The 15,896-nt window shown below is 60.6% G+C and carries 16 protein-coding genes; 4 read left to right on the forward strand and 12 right to left on the reverse strand.

Features of this window, described 5'->3' with window-relative positions; all coding sequences use genetic code 11:
• The first annotated feature begins 199 nt into the window (after positions 1-199).
• Together P0111_09695 and lpdA are read left to right on the forward strand one after the other, a co-directional pair.
• Complete coding sequence (locus P0111_09695) at positions 200-1,516, forward strand: dihydrolipoamide acetyltransferase family protein (protein ID MDF0644294.1); 1,317 nt, start codon at positions 200-202, stop codon at positions 1,514-1,516.
• A 48-nt stretch (positions 1,517-1,564) separates the two neighbouring features.
• Complete coding sequence (lpdA, locus tag P0111_09700; GenBank protein MDF0644295.1) at positions 1,565-2,974, forward strand: dihydrolipoyl dehydrogenase; 1,410 nt, start codon at positions 1,565-1,567, stop codon at positions 2,972-2,974.
• 249 nt (positions 2,975-3,223) lie between these two features.
• On the opposite strand, the gene P0111_09705 is transcribed toward lpdA, so the two are convergent.
• From P0111_09705 to P0111_09725, 5 genes are all read right to left on the reverse strand, one after another.
• Positions 3,224-3,499 carry a hypothetical protein gene (locus P0111_09705; GenBank protein ID MDF0644296.1) on the reverse strand — a complete coding sequence of 92 codons (276 nt, stop codon included), beginning with the start codon at positions 3,497-3,499 and terminating at the stop codon, positions 3,224-3,226.
• Entirely contained in the window at positions 3,496-4,062 is a 567-nt protein-coding gene (locus P0111_09710; protein ID MDF0644297.1) for a hypothetical protein, read from the reverse strand. Before P0111_09710 ends, P0111_09705 begins: the two co-directional genes overlap by 4 nt.
• Before the next feature lie 97 nt (positions 4,063-4,159).
• Positions 4,160-4,546: a hypothetical protein gene (locus P0111_09715; GenBank protein ID MDF0644298.1), complete on the reverse strand. Its 387-nt coding sequence runs from the start codon at positions 4,544-4,546 to the stop codon at positions 4,160-4,162.
• Positions 4,543-5,172 (reverse strand): VWA domain-containing protein, encoded by a 630-nt coding sequence (locus tag P0111_09720; GenBank protein ID MDF0644299.1) that lies wholly within the window; start codon positions 5,170-5,172, stop codon positions 4,543-4,545. The genes P0111_09715 and P0111_09720 overlap by 4 nt, the downstream gene beginning before the upstream one ends.
• Before the next feature lie 145 nt (positions 5,173-5,317).
• On the reverse strand, positions 5,318-6,298 hold the full coding sequence (locus P0111_09725; GenBank protein ID MDF0644300.1) for a transcriptional regulator: 981 nt from the start codon (positions 6,296-6,298) through the stop codon (positions 5,318-5,320).
• A 667-nt stretch (positions 6,299-6,965) separates the two neighbouring features.
• On the opposite strand from P0111_09725, the gene P0111_09730 reads away from it, so the two are divergent.
• Positions 6,966-8,135, forward strand: coding sequence for a YncE family protein (locus P0111_09730; GenBank protein MDF0644301.1), 1,170 nt, complete (start codon positions 6,966-6,968; stop codon positions 8,133-8,135).
• A 107-nt stretch (positions 8,136-8,242) separates the two neighbouring features.
• Here P0111_09730 and P0111_09735 read toward each other — a convergent pair whose 3' ends face one another.
• From P0111_09735 to P0111_09750, 4 genes are all read right to left on the reverse strand, one after another.
• The gene (locus tag P0111_09735; protein MDF0644302.1) at positions 8,243-8,677 is read right to left on the reverse strand and encodes a hypothetical protein; all 435 of its coding nucleotides are present in this window, start codon (positions 8,675-8,677) and stop codon (positions 8,243-8,245) included.
• Positions 8,678-9,530: 853 nt separating this feature from the next.
• Positions 9,531-9,926, reverse strand: coding sequence for a hypothetical protein (locus P0111_09740; GenBank protein MDF0644303.1), 396 nt, complete (start codon positions 9,924-9,926; stop codon positions 9,531-9,533).
• Between the two features lie 300 nt (positions 9,927-10,226).
• Complete coding sequence (locus P0111_09745; protein MDF0644304.1) at positions 10,227-10,967, reverse strand: DUF3313 domain-containing protein; 741 nt, start codon at positions 10,965-10,967, stop codon at positions 10,227-10,229.
• Between the two features lie 119 nt (positions 10,968-11,086).
• A complete protein-coding gene (locus P0111_09750) occupies positions 11,087-12,736 on the reverse strand; it encodes an AsmA family protein (GenBank protein ID MDF0644305.1) in 1,650 nt (549 codons plus the stop codon).
• Between the two features lie 210 nt (positions 12,737-12,946).
• Here P0111_09750 and P0111_09755 point away from each other — a divergent pair, with 210 nt between their 5' ends.
• Positions 12,947-14,116, forward strand: a complete 1,170-nt coding sequence (locus P0111_09755) for a YncE family protein (GenBank protein MDF0644306.1) — start codon at positions 12,947-12,949, stop codon at positions 14,114-14,116.
• A 100-nt stretch (positions 14,117-14,216) separates the two neighbouring features.
• On the opposite strand, the gene P0111_09760 is transcribed toward P0111_09755, so the two are convergent.
• The 3 genes from P0111_09760 to P0111_09770 all read right to left on the reverse strand — a co-directional run bounded on the left by P0111_09760 (position 14,217) and on the right by P0111_09770 (position 15,865).
• Complete coding sequence (locus tag P0111_09760) at positions 14,217-14,654, reverse strand: hypothetical protein (GenBank protein MDF0644307.1); 438 nt, start codon at positions 14,652-14,654, stop codon at positions 14,217-14,219.
• A gap of 29 nt (positions 14,655-14,683) precedes the next feature.
• Positions 14,684-15,304, reverse strand: a complete 621-nt coding sequence (locus P0111_09765; protein MDF0644308.1) for a CDP-alcohol phosphatidyltransferase family protein — start codon at positions 15,302-15,304, stop codon at positions 14,684-14,686.
• Between the two features lie 255 nt (positions 15,305-15,559).
• Entirely contained in the window at positions 15,560-15,865 is a 306-nt protein-coding gene (locus P0111_09770; GenBank protein ID MDF0644309.1) for a hypothetical protein, read from the reverse strand.
• Positions 15,866-15,896: the final 31 nt, after the last annotated feature.

Below are 15,896 nucleotides of genomic sequence, written 5' to 3' on the forward strand. Positions count from 1 at the left end.
CTGAGTCCTGAGAGGAACGTGCTGAGTGCTGAGGTCCGCGACACGAAGAATAGGGCGCGTCACGCTGGTGAATGCCCGCGAGATGCTGAGCGGGCCGTGTTCCGTGAGCGCCCATCGTTCGGAGAATGCGGGAATGGCGGAAAAAGATCCCATCCCATCCATGAATGAAATTTGAGATAGGGTCTAGGCGAAGAGAACCATGAAAGTCGAACTCCCATTTCTGGCGGAAGGCATCGAAGGCGGCGACGTCGTTCAGGTTTTGGTCAAGGAAGGCGACCAGGTGACCGAGGGACAGTCGCTGATCGAACTGGAAACCGAGAAGGCGACCATCCCAGTGCCGGCGCCGGCCGCCGGAACAGTTGCCCGCCTGCTCGTGCGTCCGGGCGATCACCTGAAAGTCGGACAAGCGCTTGTCGAACTTGAAGGAGGAGCGCCTCCGGTGAAGGCCGCGGCGCAGGCGACATCCGTCGCGCCACGGGAGGCGCCACAGGCTGCGCCAGCCCCTGCTCCCGCATCTCCGACACCCGAGTCTCCTAAGCAGAGGGAAGAACGATCGTCGACTGAAGCGACGCAGGCCGATTATGAGGCCGATCGCCCGACATTGCCCGGAGCCGCGATCGCGGCGCCTCCCTCCGTCCGCCGGCTGGCACGCGAGCTGGGCGTGGAGCTCGCACAGGTGCAAGGGTCGGAAGCCGGTGGGCGGATCACGGCCGAGGATGTGAAAGCCTACGTGCGTGAACGGACGCGACGCAGCGGCGCGACTTCGGGCAAAGAGGGCCGAGACACGGGGGGCAATGTTTTCGCCACGATGTACGGCGACGAGCGCCGGGAAGCGATTCCGTCGCTGCGGAGGAAAATCGCCGCGAACGTGGCGCAGGCCTGGACCACTATCCCACACGTTCATCAGTTTCAGGAGGCCGACATTACCGACCTACAGACGCTGCACAAGCGCTATGCGCCGCAGTTCAAACAAAAGGGAGCTACGCTCACGATGACCAGCCTGTTCCTCAAGGCCGTGACGCATGCGCTCAAGCTCTACCCGATGTTCAACGCGACGCTTGATCTGACCAGCGGCGAGGTCGTGTATAAGGAGTACTACAATATCGGCGTGGCGGTGGACACACCGGCCGGATTGATCGTGCCGGTCGTGCATCACGTCGATCGAAAGGATCTCCTGCAGATTTCTCTGGAACTGGCCGATCTCGCCGAACGCACCCGCGCGCGAACGGTGAAACTCGAAGAACTGCGCGGCGCCACGTTCACCGTCAGCAACATGGGCGGGCTCGGCGCGGGCCCGTTCATGCCTATTATCAACCCGCCGCAGGTCGGCATCCTCGGCGTCGGCAAGGGCAAGAGGGCGCCGGTCTATCGCGACGGCCAGTTCGTGCCGCGCCTGATGCTTCCCCTCTGTGTGGCCTATGACCACCGGCTCATCGACGGAGCCGACGGCGCGCGCTTCACCAACGAGATCGTCAAGGTCCTGGAAGACTTTCAGGGAATGTTCCTGGGCCTCTGAGATAGCTCTGAGTGCTGACTCCTCGGCAGCCGACAACGGGAGGTATCCATGGCTGAATCGCGTTATGACGTGGCGGTCATCGGCGCGGGTCCGGGCGGCTACGCCGCCGCCTTCCAGGCGGCGGATCTCGGATTTCGCACGGCCCTGATCGATCAAGAGGCGCAACTCGGCGGCGTCTGTCTCTTGCGCGGCTGTATTCCCTCGAAAGCCTTGCTGCATGCAGCCCGCCTGATCACCGAGGCGGAAGAGGCGCAGGGCTGGGGGATTCAGTTCGAGAAACCCCGCCTGGAGATCGACACGTTGCGCAGCCGGAAGCAGGCGATCGTCAGCAAACTGACCAAAGGTGTGCAGACCCTCGCGACCAGCCGCAAGGTCGACGTGATTCAGGCCAGGGCGACGTTCAAGAACGCAACCACCGTGATCTTGACCGGCTCCAACCAACGGCGGGAACTCTCGTTTGCGCATGCGATTCTTGCGACCGGCTCGCGCCCGGCGATTCCAACCTCTCTCATGCTCGACGACCCGCGCGTGATGGATTCGACGGGAGCGCTGGACCTGCCGGACATTCCCGGGCGCCTACTGGTCGTCGGCGGAGGCTACATCGGCCTGGAGTTGGGAACGGTGTACCAAGCGCTAGGGGCGCGGGTCACGCTCGTGGAAGCGCTGCCGCGGCTCCTCAACGGCGCCGACCTCGATCTGGTCCGGCCTCTGCATCTGCGCATGCAGCGGCGATTCACATCGATCAGGCTCGACACGAAGGTCGAGAGATTCGATCCACGTAAAGACGGTATCGCCGCGACCTGTACCGGTCCGGAGGGCAGCAGCACCGAGATCTTTGACCGAATCCTCGTCGCCGTCGGACGACGGCCCAATACGGAGCAGCTCGGACTCGAGCAGACGAAGATTGCGTTATCGCCGCAGGGGTTCATTGAGGTCGATCGGCAGCTGCGAACCGCAGAGCCGACGATCTTCGCGATCGGCGATGTCATCGGCGAGCCGATGCTCGCGCATAAAGCGTCACATGAAGGACTGGTCGCCGCCCGCGTGATCGCCGGTCAACAGGCGGCGTTCGATGCGACGATTCCCGCCGTCATCTTTACGGATCCGGAAATCGCCTGGTGCGGGCTGACGGAAGAAACCGCCAAGGCCTCGGGACGGGCGGTGACGATCACGAAGTTCCCCTGGGCGGCGTCCGGTCGTGCCGCGACGTTGGGACGGAATGACGGCCTCACGAAGCTGGTGCTCGATGCGGAATCCGGCCGCGTGCTCGGGGTGGGACTCTGCGGGGTCGGCGCGGGCGAGCTGATCGCAGAAGGCGTGCTGGCGGTCGAAATGGGCGCGGTGGCGGAAGATATCGCGGCTTCGATCCATCCCCACCCGACTCTGAGCGAGACGATCATGGAAGCCGCCGAATCGCTCCGTGGACAGGCCACACATTTCTACCAGCCAAAGCGGTAACGGCTTGTGCGCATGCCGCCTGGGAGGACTGCCACCCTTCCGGTCGGTGGCTGTCCCCGTCCAATTTCGGAACGGCTCATGGGGGAAAAGTGCTGAGCGCTACGTCCTGAGTGTTGAGTTGCGAAATGCTTGAGGAGCTGAGTTTCGGGTTCCGGGTTGAAGGGGGGGGCGGATAGGGAAAATGCATAAGCTCGAGAAACGGGACAGGCACCGAGTACGTCGGAGCCAGTCCCGCCCTTGTTGTACGGTTCAACTGCCGGGAGGAACGACATTGGCCGCTTGTTCGATGGCGGCGAGAATCTTGGCCCGAGTCTCCGCGTCGAATTCGTGCCCGTAAAAACGAAGAAACACGCCTTTGCGGAGACCTTCGACTGTGGCATGCGGAGCTTGATTACGTAGAGATGCTTCCACGAGTGCGCGTGCGGTATCGCGCATGGCGCAGCCCATCACGAGGCGCTCTTCGCCGCTTCGTTGCATGAGCATGGCCCGATACCGCTCGTCGAAGGCCGGCGAGGTATCATTCATTGCCGGACCTCCCGATAGAGCGCTGCGAGTCCTAATCGTTCGGCCCAGCGGTTCAGATAGACGGTATCAAGTCCCTGAACCGACCTGAGGAGGTTTCTGACATCTTCCAACTGCATCTGCGAGCGACTCTCCTTGGCCCAATCCAATTTTGAGAGGATCAGATCCTCCGGCGCCACCATTGACACGCGTTGACCCGCAACGGTGACCTCACATCGTCGTTGGAATTCTTCACGATGATAGTCGCTGTGTTTTCGGACGACACAGTCGATTTTGACCACCAAGGCATTGTGGATCATGTTGAACATCGACCGGTTCTCCACGGCCTGTCGCACCATCTCTCGATCGATGTAGTACTCGTCCTGAAAGCGACTCACGACTCGGCCGACGTCCTCTTCAGACAACTCGACGACCAAGTCGATGTCGCGTGTCATCCGGGGTGTCGCGTAGTAGTTTGCCGCCATCGAACCGGTGACCATATACGGTATCCCCGCCGCGTCTAAGCGGGCCGTGACCGACTTCAAGACCTCGAGTTCATCACTCACAGCAGTGGCTGCCCATTTCATCGGTACACCGCCTGCCGAAGCTTACCCTGTTTGCGCGGAGAAATCACGTCGGCACAGGCACCCGCCTTCGCCAGGCTGCGGCGGGAGCCAGTCCCGTTCATCTGCTACGGTTTTGAGGCAGTCGATTCAACGGCGCGAACGGGGTATCAGGATTGTACCGATTGACCGGGTTTAAGGGATTGTCCGGGTGATACCGGTTCCCGGGATTGAACGGGTTATCCGGCTGATAGCGGTTGATGGGATTGGCCGGATTGCCTGGATCGTAGATGTTCGTAGGATTGACGAAGCTCGTCGGATCGAAGGCGTTGGCCGGATTGAGCGGATTGTCCAGCGCGTAGATGTTCGCCGGATTGAAGATGTTGTAGTCCCGCTCGTAGCGGGCATCGAATCCCGGTTCGGCATCGGCAGTAGTCATGGTGCCGAGCAGCAACAGAGTCGCCATCGCGGCGGATGGCCATGGCACGACCCGCATAGTCGTGCTCATGACGGCCTCTGCTTAGTCTCGTCGCTCCGCCGATAGCGGGACGTCATGTCGGACAATCCTTGAAATGTTTCTGCCACCTCACGCTTGCTGAAGCACACTCGACCATTGCCCGCGATGCCGAGCGATTCGCCCGCGGCCCAGACGTCGTGATCGGCGCCGAGGTAGAGGAACCGCCACCCCTCCCCCTCACAGGCCTTGATCAAGTCGAAGATCTGAGTGCGTGTATAACTCTTCGAAGCGTTTTCCAAACCATCGGTCAGGATCACGCAGAGTTTCTTGGTATCGGCTGGTGCGTCGCGTTTCGCTGTTTCGAGGCTGTGTCCGATGGCATCGTAGAGCGGTGTGGTGTCCCTCGGCCGATAGGTTTCGACGTCCAGATCCCGGACGTGGGCCGCCGGGATGGACCGGTGCCGCACTTCGGTCTTGCTGGAATTGAAGAGCGTGAGCGTGACCTGCGTGTCCGCCGGCTCCTTTCGCAGTTCGGCGAGGTAACGGTTGAAGCCGGCGATCGTCGGCTCTTTGCACGACTGCATCGATCCGGTCTCATCGAGAATGAAGGTCACGTAGAGCGGTTGAGGTGTGCCCTCCGCGCGGGCGTTCCTTTGATCGTGCTGCTGGTTGTCCATGGTGTCCCCTCCTCGTTAGGTTGTCCAACGGTGCCAGCATAGAGGAGGCCTGTGACAGGGAAGGTCACACCTTATCGCAAAAAGTGCTGAGTGCTGAGAGTTGAGTGCTGGGTTGAGGAGTGAGTCGAAAGTGCTGAGTGCCGAGTCAGGAATGGAGGATTTTCTTTGCCTCGGAGGAAACTGCCTCGGCGAGCGACTGAGGTCGGATTACCCGGACGCCGCTGCCGAAGCTGAGCACCCAGCCCACCAGTTCACGGCTATCGGCGACGGTGAGGGTCATCGTCATTCCGCCGTTCTTCAAGGGCGCGACCTTCTGGCTCGGGTGCCAGAGCCGGTCTTTGGCCCAGGCGGCTGTTGCCCTATCGAAGCGCAGCGTGACCGCGATCGGCCGCCCGCGCATCACGGTCAGCGCATTCTGGACAAAGGCTTCGAGATCGAAACCGAGGGGCATCTGGTACGGATGGTCCGTCAAGGTGACAACATGCATTCGCTCGACCGCAAACATGCGAGGCTCTTTGCGCAGGTGGCAATAGCCCACGAGATACAGCCCGCCTGACGCGTACCAGAGCCGGTAGGGGTCGATCTCGCGGCGCGTCATGCGGAGCCTGGAGGCCGAATAGTAGCGCATTTGGACCGTGCGCTTTTTCGCGATGGCCTGTGTGAGTCGATCGATAGTCTCGCGATGGTGCTTGTAGGTCTTGTGTGGGCCGAGGCCGACGGCGAAGACGTTCTGGATCTGCTGCACATAGTCGAGCGATCCGGCCGGCAGCAGCCTGGAGGCCTTGACCATGGCCGACTCCACCGCCGCTTGAATCTCGGTCCCGGCCAACGGTTTCAACAACGAACGGCTGATCACCAGCGCCATGAGCTCCGTCGGCGAAAAGGACAGGGCCGGTGCCTGGCGCACGCCATCCATCAGTCGCCAGCGGACACGGCCCTCCACCCGTTCGTTGACCACGGGGAAGCCTCCTGCTTCCAGCGCTTCGAGATCGCGTCTGATCGTCCGGATGTGCCGCGGATAGTCCGGAGGCAATCGTTGCGCGATGTCGTCGAGGGTGACACCGCGCGGTGATTCCAGCAGCCTGAGCAGTTGCCATTGGCGGATGAGCTGATCGTTGCGCGGCATCTGGAATCTCTCCAAGTGAACAAGCGAATGAACCGGTTGGTGAGAGCGTGATCCAGTCCACAGTAGAAATGCAATCATTCCAAAGATGGGGCTGACGGAAGCCGCAGTCCTGAGTGCTGGGTGCTGAGTTTGGCTCGGAAGTACTTCGAAGGCGGAGCGACCCATGCTCGTTCACTCCATTGAAGGGAGGCCTTGGCGTTTCACGACCATGACCGAACGAGCGAGGATCCACACGTCGAGCATCTTCCGTTCTCCTTCCCAATCCAACAGGGAATGGCAGGCCAGCACGCGACTTCTGCCGAGGCTCGGGCACCGTACTGCTGAGCTGAGGCGGTCGTGCTGCACGACGGCGAGGACTGTCTGCAGTTCCGTCCTGCGTAGCACAGGACGGAGCAAGTTCCGCAGCCGAGCTGAGGCGAAGCACTGTACGGTCGAACTGAGGCAGCGGTGCGTGCTGGTCTGCCATTCCCATAATCCCGCGGCTACGTCCCCCAGACTCCCAGGCAAACCAACCGCTGCTTACTGACAACAGTATCAAGAGATCCAGACGCTTGGATAAGACTCTCGCGACGCCGATCTCTATAGTCTGCCGCATGGCATCGCAGCGGCGGTGCATCATCATTCGGATCGAGTTGACGCTCGATTCGCCATCAGAAGGAGGTCAGTCATGGTACGGTCAAGATTCTTTTTGGCGGTTCTTGGGCTGTTTCTCACCTGCGCGTCCCTCGCCCGGGCCGAACAGTATGCGCTCTTGAATTATGAGAGCAAGCCGGATCAGCCGGTACGGCGGGAAGGCATCGCGATCATGGATATCGATCCCGAGTCTCAGGACTTCGGGAAGATTCTCATGGAGATTCCGCTGCCGTCGGATCTGGTGGCCCATCACATCTTCTTCAACCGCGATAAGAGCAAAGCCTATATCACGGCCTTGAGGAAGAGCATCCTGCACGTCGTGGATCTCACGACGTTCCCCTACCGGCTGCGCGCGATCGATGTGCCGGACTGTCAGGTCGGCGAGGATCTGGTGGTGTCGGAGGACAATAAAACTTGGTACCTCACCTGCATGGGCTCGAGCAACGTGATCATGGGCGATGCCGTCAAGGACAAGCCGCTCAAGACCCTCAGCTCGTCGGATCCGAAGGCCTTCGTGCTGTATCCGCACGGCATCGCCATTCACAACGGCATCGACCGGGTGCTCGTCACCAGCACGGTCAAGCCGGATATGTCGGAGCAAGGCGACACGGTCACGGTGCTGGAAGCCAGTACCGGAAAAGTGCTCTCGACCCACCAGGTGTCATCGAAGCCCTCGGCGAAATCCGCGCCGGTCGAAATCATGTTTGCGCCGAACGCCGACCCGCCGGTGGTGCATATTACCAACATGCTGGAGGGGACGCTCTGGGCAGGCGTCTGGGATCCGAAGACCAAGACCTTCTCGTTCAATCAGGTCGATGACTTCGGTCCGCGTGAGCAAGGGATGCCGTTGGAGATGATGTACAACAAAAAGGGGGACCGTTTGTATGTCACCACGGCCAAGCCGGGATTCGTCAATCTCTATGACAACAGCGATCCGCGCCGGCCGAGGTTTCTCAAGCCGATCGCGACCGCGGGAGGCGCCCATCATACGGTGCTGTCTCCGGATGAGCGCTATCTGTTCGTCCAGAACAGTTTCCTGAACCTGGAGGGGATGAGCGACGGATCGATCACGGTGATCGATCTGAAGAGCGACCAGGTGGTGGGCAGTATCGATACCTTGAAGTCAGCGGGATTCAACCCCAACTGCATCATGCCGCTGCCGAATCATTTTCAGAAACCGCCCATGCGGGCGATGGTGCATTGAGGCTCTTCCACATTGGTTCCACACGTGCACGCCTGAACGATGCGTGCACGTGTCATGCGGGGAAGGCCGCCCTTAGGCGTCGGCTGCGAGGAGTTCAGAAACATCGTTCACGACATCCCGGCCGCGGATGACGGCGAAGGGACCGGTTCAATCCTCATGGAGGTGGAACACTCGGCGATGGCTCGCCAGGCCGGATCGGACTGGTCGGTCGAACCGGCAGTGCGGAATTCGACCAACGTGGACTTGGCGGATTGTCGAACGAACGTGAACTCGAAGATCGCGTCTTGGCGCCGTTTGGCGAGAAAGCCCTGATGGGTCTTGAGCATCGCGAGTCGATTGATGCCCCTGTCCGGATGTTCCGACAGGGTGAGACTGGCCGATCTGTGTTGGTCAAAACGCTCTTTGGTGCATTTCGAGAGGCCGTCGTAGGGACCGACGACCTCTTGCATGAGGTCTGGCGCGCTCGCGCGGAGTGCGTCCAAATCGTGATGGGCGCACCCTGGTAGTATGGCGAACAACAGCAACAGGATCCACAGCGTCATGATTCTCACGATAACAGGTCGGCTTACGGATGGAGCCAGGCAGATTCCTACAATAGGTTGCTGCTGGAAAGCAACTGCCGTTCACGCGGGCACCTGTGATCTTTCCCGAGATTCGGCCGAGATCCGACAGTACCCGACGCCGTAGGAGTCTGTCCGAGTCATCCTTCGTGGCGAGGCGAAGGAGGTGCAGGCAGATGAGCGGCGCAAGTCTCGAAATAGCCGGAAGCGTATGCGCCGAATCTCCTCCGTTTGTCGATCAGCTGTGACGCCCGGACCGAGCCGTGTGCCCACGGCCGTAAGGGATTGAGCGGGACATCTCCGAACGGGGTTGCTTGAGATTCTGCAAATGATCGGCCTCCGTATCGAGAATATACAACTGCTCCCGCAGTGTCACCAAATCCACATCAGAGAGGACTTCGCCTTCAGAGCGGAGCTGATGAAATATGTCATTGCCTTGCGATACAAATTGGCTCACGGAACGCCGAATATTCATCGTTCAGGGCCTCCTATCCCTTGTCCTTTTTCCTCAGCCGGTGATGGTGCAATCGCCACTGTTGCACTCTCCGGGCTGCTTGCTTAACTAGTAAGTCCCCTAGCCGTTACAACCGATTTGATCCCGCGCAGTTGCGTTGGCGGATGCGGTGACCCTTGCAGGGCATCGAGGTTTCTTCGAGCAGGATGAATCGCCGTGTGAGAGTCTGATCGAGTTCAGAATAGACTTGGCATCAATTTGCAATATGGGGTGTGGAACCCTGGAATGGGTGAGGCCGTTGCGTTACGGCTGGAAGGGTCTTGATACGGAGGAGACGGCTGTAGACAGTCCGGTCGTGGAGGAAGCAAGGGCCGGTGAACCTTACGGGTACGGTGTGATCTTCGACAGCACCGATTGCACAGCAAGCGTTCCCTCTTTCCCTGGTGCCCAATCGAAGCGAGCTTCCAGCGTGACGCGGTCGCGATTCCGAAGCAAATCGAGCGCTCCGGCGCAGTTCGCGCCGTACACCGCCTGAATGGAATCGGTTCCGTCCGTCACGGTGAAGGTCTGAATACATTTGTCCACATCGGCCGCCCATTTCTTGACGTGTTTGAACTGATGGTTGGATACGACCCCCGTGACTTGGATTACATTCGCTTGATACGACTCAGGGTGAGCGAGCAGCGAATGAAGTCTCAAGGCAACGCCCGCCAATGACTGTGTTGCGAGCACGACCATCGTCAACATTGCGATGCCCAACCATGTGATGTGTCGCATGGCGTCCTCCTCTCCGTGTGTCGTTGCGGCGCCGTTCATGTTTGAAACTATAGCACTCGAGCAGGATTCTGCTCTGGATCGACAAGGCGGAAATCTGCGCGAACTCGCGCACCGCGCACGCTCGTTCTCGCACAGGACAGAGGGAGCGGTTCACTCGGCGAGCCGTGCCTCAGCCTACAAAGACGCACAAGGAGACGGCTGGTCGCTGTCAGGACGGTAGATTGGGAGGAACTCGCACGATCAATGATGCGAACCAGATTTGAACCAGAATCGGTCTGTGCGATTCGATGTGGGAGAGGCTCAAGCCCGAGGTTTGGGGCAGTCGGTGCGAATCTGACGGGCCTTGCACAGGTGATACCGGCTGTTTTCCGCCCAATAGCGCAGCGACTCATAGACGTCGGCCCACGAATTGAAGGATTGGGCTTCGAGTTTCTTCGTCCCCACCCGCCGATCGACCAGCGCCCGCAGCAGCTCGCCTGTTTGGGCGTCGGTGACTTTGGCTTCGATCACGGCTTCGCCGGTGAAGGCCGGCTTGCCGGTCGCGACAGTCTTCAGGACCGATCCTGCAGCCAGCGCATTCATCGGAGCCGGCACGTTGGAAATCACGTCGAGCATGGGCCACGACTGCTCGAGGTGGGTGACCGCGACCTGGATACGAAGCGTGCTGGGCCCGGGCTTGTCGACCATGTCGAAGTCTTTGGACAACTCCTGATAGATCAGGGCGTAAAACGTGTCGGCAAGCATTTGTGTCTCAGCCTGAGAGATGCCTTCCATCTTCGATTGCGGACCGCGAAAGATCAGGACCGGATCCAGTAGGATTTTCGTGTAGGAGTTGGGCGGGATCGAGGTGACCCTGGGATTCTTGTAGATCAGCAGCGATTCCCCCGCGTCCTCGTCGCCCTTCGTCATGCTCGGATAGAGGTCCTTCAAGAACCCCAGTTTGTCCACCGTACGCGCCTGTTTCGTCGCGGTGCATCCGCAGAGGACCACAAGCATTCCGATGAGCAGGATGCGAGGGCGAGGGCGAGGGAAAGACAGCATGTCAGCTCTCCTGCGAGATACGAATGACCACCCGTCGTCGATGTTGGCAACCTACAGATCAGATCGGGCGTAAGCTTACGGGGAGGCGGGAGAACATTGCAAGATCGCGCATCTTTCCTCTAAGGAATCGAAAACTCCTTGAGGAAATCCTTGCCCTGCTCCTCGAGATCCTTCGGCTTGATCGTGCCCTTCAGCAGACCCTTGACCGTGTCCTCGGCTTTCTTCTTGGCCTGTTCCTGGATTCTGCCCGTGAGGGCCTTGAGATCGATGCCGTATACGGGCTTGTGCGTCGTGCCCTTGATCGTCAGCGGCAGGCGCAGGCGGCCGTCTCTCATGGCCATCCTGGCGGTCGGCGAGGAGCCGGCGATCTTTCCGCTGAGATCTTGTGACAGGTTGAGGTTCACGAGCAGGTTCAACGCTTGATCGAAGCCGATCGTCCCGCCTCCGGTGGCCTGGAAGTCATGACTGTCCATCAAGAGGTTTTGCAGTTGGACCGTGCCCTCCTCGACGGCCATGTCGGTCTGGATCGTGGAGAAGACGGTGGTCTTAGGGTGGTCGATCTGAATGCCCGCCACCTTCAGTATGGCCAGCGCTTCCTCCAGCAGACTCACGTGCTCGACCCTCCCGTCCTTGGCGGCAATATGTCCCGATCCCTTCAAGTGTTTCGTGAGGTCAGGCATAGCAAATCCTTGACCTTGTACTGAAATATCGGCATCCGTCGTACCGCTCATCGATACCTGAGTCGTGGCCAGCGAGTTGAGCGCCTGGCCGAGTTGGATCCCTTGGACTTTGAGTTTTCCGGTGAACGGCGGCGCCTCGGATCCTGAGATCAGCGATCCCTGTGCCGCCACCTGCCCGCCGAAGATTTGCAATGATGCGTGGCGCAGCAGGACTTCCTGCCCTTGCACCTCGGCGGTGATCTCGAGATTGCTCACCTCGACCGGCTTCTGCAGCGGGAGCGCGATCGGCAGATCGGCCGTATTGATGATCGGCGCGCTGATGTTGAGGTTCACGTTCCGCCCCGACGTCTTGCCGACGATGATCGCGTCGATCTTTCCGGCGGCAAGTTTGAATCGGATCGCGTCGAGGTCGGCGGATTCCTTCAACGGGCCGAAGGCGCCGTCCAGTCGGACGGGAAGGTTCAGCGGTTGGACCAGCGTGCGGAAATGGAGGGTGGGAGTCTCGCCGAGCTGAACAGATTGGAGCAGAAGCTCCATATCCTGCAGCACATACTCGGTCTGTTTGGCGGCCGACAGATCCCGATAGGTCAGTTTTCCTCCTTCAATGGACACGTGATCGACGGCCAGCATGGCCAGGATCTTGAGCGGACCTTCCGGCGAGGGAACCGGCGCCCGAGAGGGTTTCTGCGGCGCGGCCACGCCGGTGCGGCCGATGGTCGAGACGTTCAACACGCCGTTCCTGTTCTTGATGACCGAAATGACCGGATCCCGGAGCGTGATCTCTTCGATCTCCACCTGTCCTCCGAGCAACGGCATGAGCTTGACTCCGACGTCGAGCGACCCGAGAGAGGCAAGGGAGCCTCCATCGAAGGCCGGATCGTCCAGCACAGTGAAACCCGACACTCTGGCGCCGATCCGAGGCCAGATCGTCAGCCGGATATCTTGTAACTGAACCTTGCGGTTGAGCGCCTCCTCGATGAGCGGTTTGTACTGGTCCTGGTACTTGTTGAGGTCGATCAGGAAGGGCAGCGACAAGACGACGCCGACCAGCACCACCAGACCGATCAGGAGACCTATGACGACTTTCATCAGTGTACCTGCTTCCTGGATGAGGTTGGGGAGCGGCGGCGTGCCGCTCCGCTAAGAATACGCCGAAGCAACGGAGAAAGCACGCCTGCAGGGTAACAGAATGAGATAGAAGGACCCATGCGCGGCGATTCCGTCATGTCAGACATTGCTTGTGTCGTCGGAGAGGAGTACGGTGTTCCTGCTCAGCCGCTCTCAGCAAAGGAGGCTCCCATGAGACCGATCAGGCTCCTCGCGTTGATCCTCGGTCTGCTGCTGTCCTGTACGTCGCTCGCCTCGGCCGAGCTGCTCGCGCTGTTGAACTATGAGAGTAAGCCGAACCAGCCTGTCCGGCGCGAAGGCATCGCCATCATGGAAATCGATCCCGAGTCTCAGGACTTCGGGAAGATTCTCATGGAGATTCCGCTGCCGTCGGATCTGGTGGCCCATCACATCTTCTTCAACCGCGATAAGAGCAAAGCCTATATCACGGCCTTGGGGAAGAGCATCCTGCACGTCGTGGATCTCACGACGTTCCCCTACCGGCTGCGCGCGATCGATGTGCCGGACTGTCAGGTCGGCGAGGATCTGGTGGTGTCGGAGGACAATAAAACTTGGTACCTCACCTGCATGGGCTCGAGCAACGTGATCATGGGCGATGCCGTCAAGGACAAGCCGCTCAAGACCCTCAGCTCGTCGGATCCGAAGGCCTTCGTGCTGTATCCGCACGGCATCGCCATTCACAACGGCATCGACCGGGTGCTCGTCACCAGCACGGTCAAGCCTGATATGTCGGAGCAAGGCGAGACGGTCACGGTGTTGGAAGCCGGTACCGGCAAGGTACTCTCGACGCATAAGCTTACGGCGAAGCCGGGGGGGAAATCCGCGCCGGTCGAAATCATGTTCGCGCCGAACGCCGATCCGCCGGTGGTGCATATCACCAACATGCTGGAAGCGACGCTCTGGGCCGGGATCTGGGATCCGAAGACCAAGGAATTTTCCTTTCATCAGGTGGACGACTTCGCGCCGCGCGGTCAAGGCATGCCGCTGGAGATGATGTATAACGCCAAGGGTGACCGCCTGTATGTCACCACGGCCAAGCCGGGATTCGTCAATCTCTACGACAACAGCGATCCCACGCATCCGAAGTTCCTCAAGACGATTCCTGCGGCTGCCGGCGCGCACCATACGGTGCTGTCTCCGGACGAGCGGTACCTCTTTGTGCAGAACAGCCTGCTCAATCTGGAAGGCATGAGCGACGGATCGATTACCGTGATCGACCTCAAGCACGACAAGGTCCTCGGCAGCATCGATACGTTGAAGGCGGCGGGGTTCAACCCCAACTGCATCATGCCGCTGCCGAATCATTTCCGGGACGCCAAGTTGCAGGTCGGAAGCCGCTGAATCTCGAAACGTGCGGCGACGGCACAGCCGGTAGCCATCACGGGCGCGCCGAACACGGCTGCGCCGAGGCAGGACCTCGAAGCGGGGCGGCACCGCTGGATCAACCAGGCGGTCGTCGTTCGTCCGCCGCTGGAGTCTGGCCTGCACCACGAGTTTCTCCAGCGACGCCCGATCTTGCCTCGGGACCGTGACGTCGGACGCGGCGGCCAACTGCGCCGTGGTGGTGATGCCGGCTCGGTTGAATGGCATAGTAGGGTTTGGGCGTGCGGGCGAGCTTCGTGTCCCAAACCTGATACGCCCCGTTCGAATCCAGCACGAGGAAGTCCGCGAAGCCCGAGAAAGCCCCTTCCTCGAGCGCGGCTTGGTAGATGACGGGAGCTTTGGCCGCCACGGCTGGTCTGGTCTCGCCCAGGCCCTGATCGAGGTCGCGTGTCGCGATCTCGACCATGTCTTCCCCGGCTGTGCGGAATTCTTCGAGGATGGACCGTTCATGCTCGATACCGGTGTTGGCGATCAGGAGATCGTCGTCGATCCGCAAGCCTTCAGATTCGGCCTCAGATCAAATGGTCAGATCTTCGGAATCTTCAGGGTCTTGCTGATCATGAGACTGCCGGAGAGCACGAACAGCAGCGACAAGGGGTGCAGATCGCCGGATCCGATCGTCCAGACCCCTCCATAGAGCCGCTCGCCCAGTCGATCCTGCCAGGCGCCGATCACCAGGAGAGCGGCCAACAGGACGGTGGTCGGAATCGGCGTCCCCTCGAAGTAGGCGACCGCGTCGCTGCCGGCTGAGAGCTGTTCGGCTGTCACGTTGTAGCGGGCCAGGCGGCTCACTCCGCAGCAGACGAAGAAAGTCAAGGCGAGCCAATCCCAGCCTCCACGCAGGCCCGCGGCATAGCCGAGCGCCGCCGGGGCCATGCCGAACGAGATGATATCGGCCAGGGAATCCAACTCGCGCCCGAGCGCGGTATGCTCGTGCCGCCAGCGGGCGACCCGGCCGTCGAGCCAGTCGAACAGCAGCGCGCCTGGCACCAGCGTCGCCGCCGCGAGAAAATCGGCCGTCGCACCCCCGCCCATGTACCGCATGCAGAAGAGGACGGCGCCGACTCCGCAGGCCGCGTTGGCCAGCGTCAGAAAATCCGCGAGGTGGAACTCGCGGATCATCGAGAATCTACGCCGCGTCATCATGTCGCTGGATCATGACCGGACCGGCTGGTCCGAGGCCGGCGCGCGAACAGACCGGATGTGCGCTAGCCCGGTCAACTCTGGACCGGCTGCAGACAATAGGGGCATTGCGTCGGGGCCTGTTCGGTCAGATAGCGTCGGGAGCAAGAGGGACATTGCCAGATGAACTGAGCTTTCGGTGGGTTGCTGCCGGTCGGAATCGGGGAATTGTGCGGCTCGGCCATGAAGGTGCTCCCTCCTCGTCGTAGTGAATCCTGCTCAGTCCTCAATCGTATCCAGCGCGAACAGGGCATCGAGCCGCAGTTTACGTGCGGCATTCGCATCCGGATCCCGTCTCCACTCCCACTTCAACATGTCCCCGGCCTGCGCGTGCTTGTCGCAGAGCGGAATATGGTGGATCTCCCCGTCCGGTCTCAGATGGGAGTTCGTGACGATGACCTCGCAGGCGACGGTCGCATGGTGCAGGCAGCCGTCCACGGTGCACCGGATACGGTGGTGCGCAGCGGTCAACGGCGTCGCCTTGCCGGTGAAGAGGGTGCTCGCCTTTTCTTCGAGTTCATCCATCGCAGCTTGCATCGCCACGCGGGCGATTGTC

It is taken from the genome of Nitrospira sp. (assembly GCA_029194535.1).
Classification (GTDB): Bacteria; Nitrospirota; Nitrospiria; order Nitrospirales; family Nitrospiraceae; genus Nitrospira_C.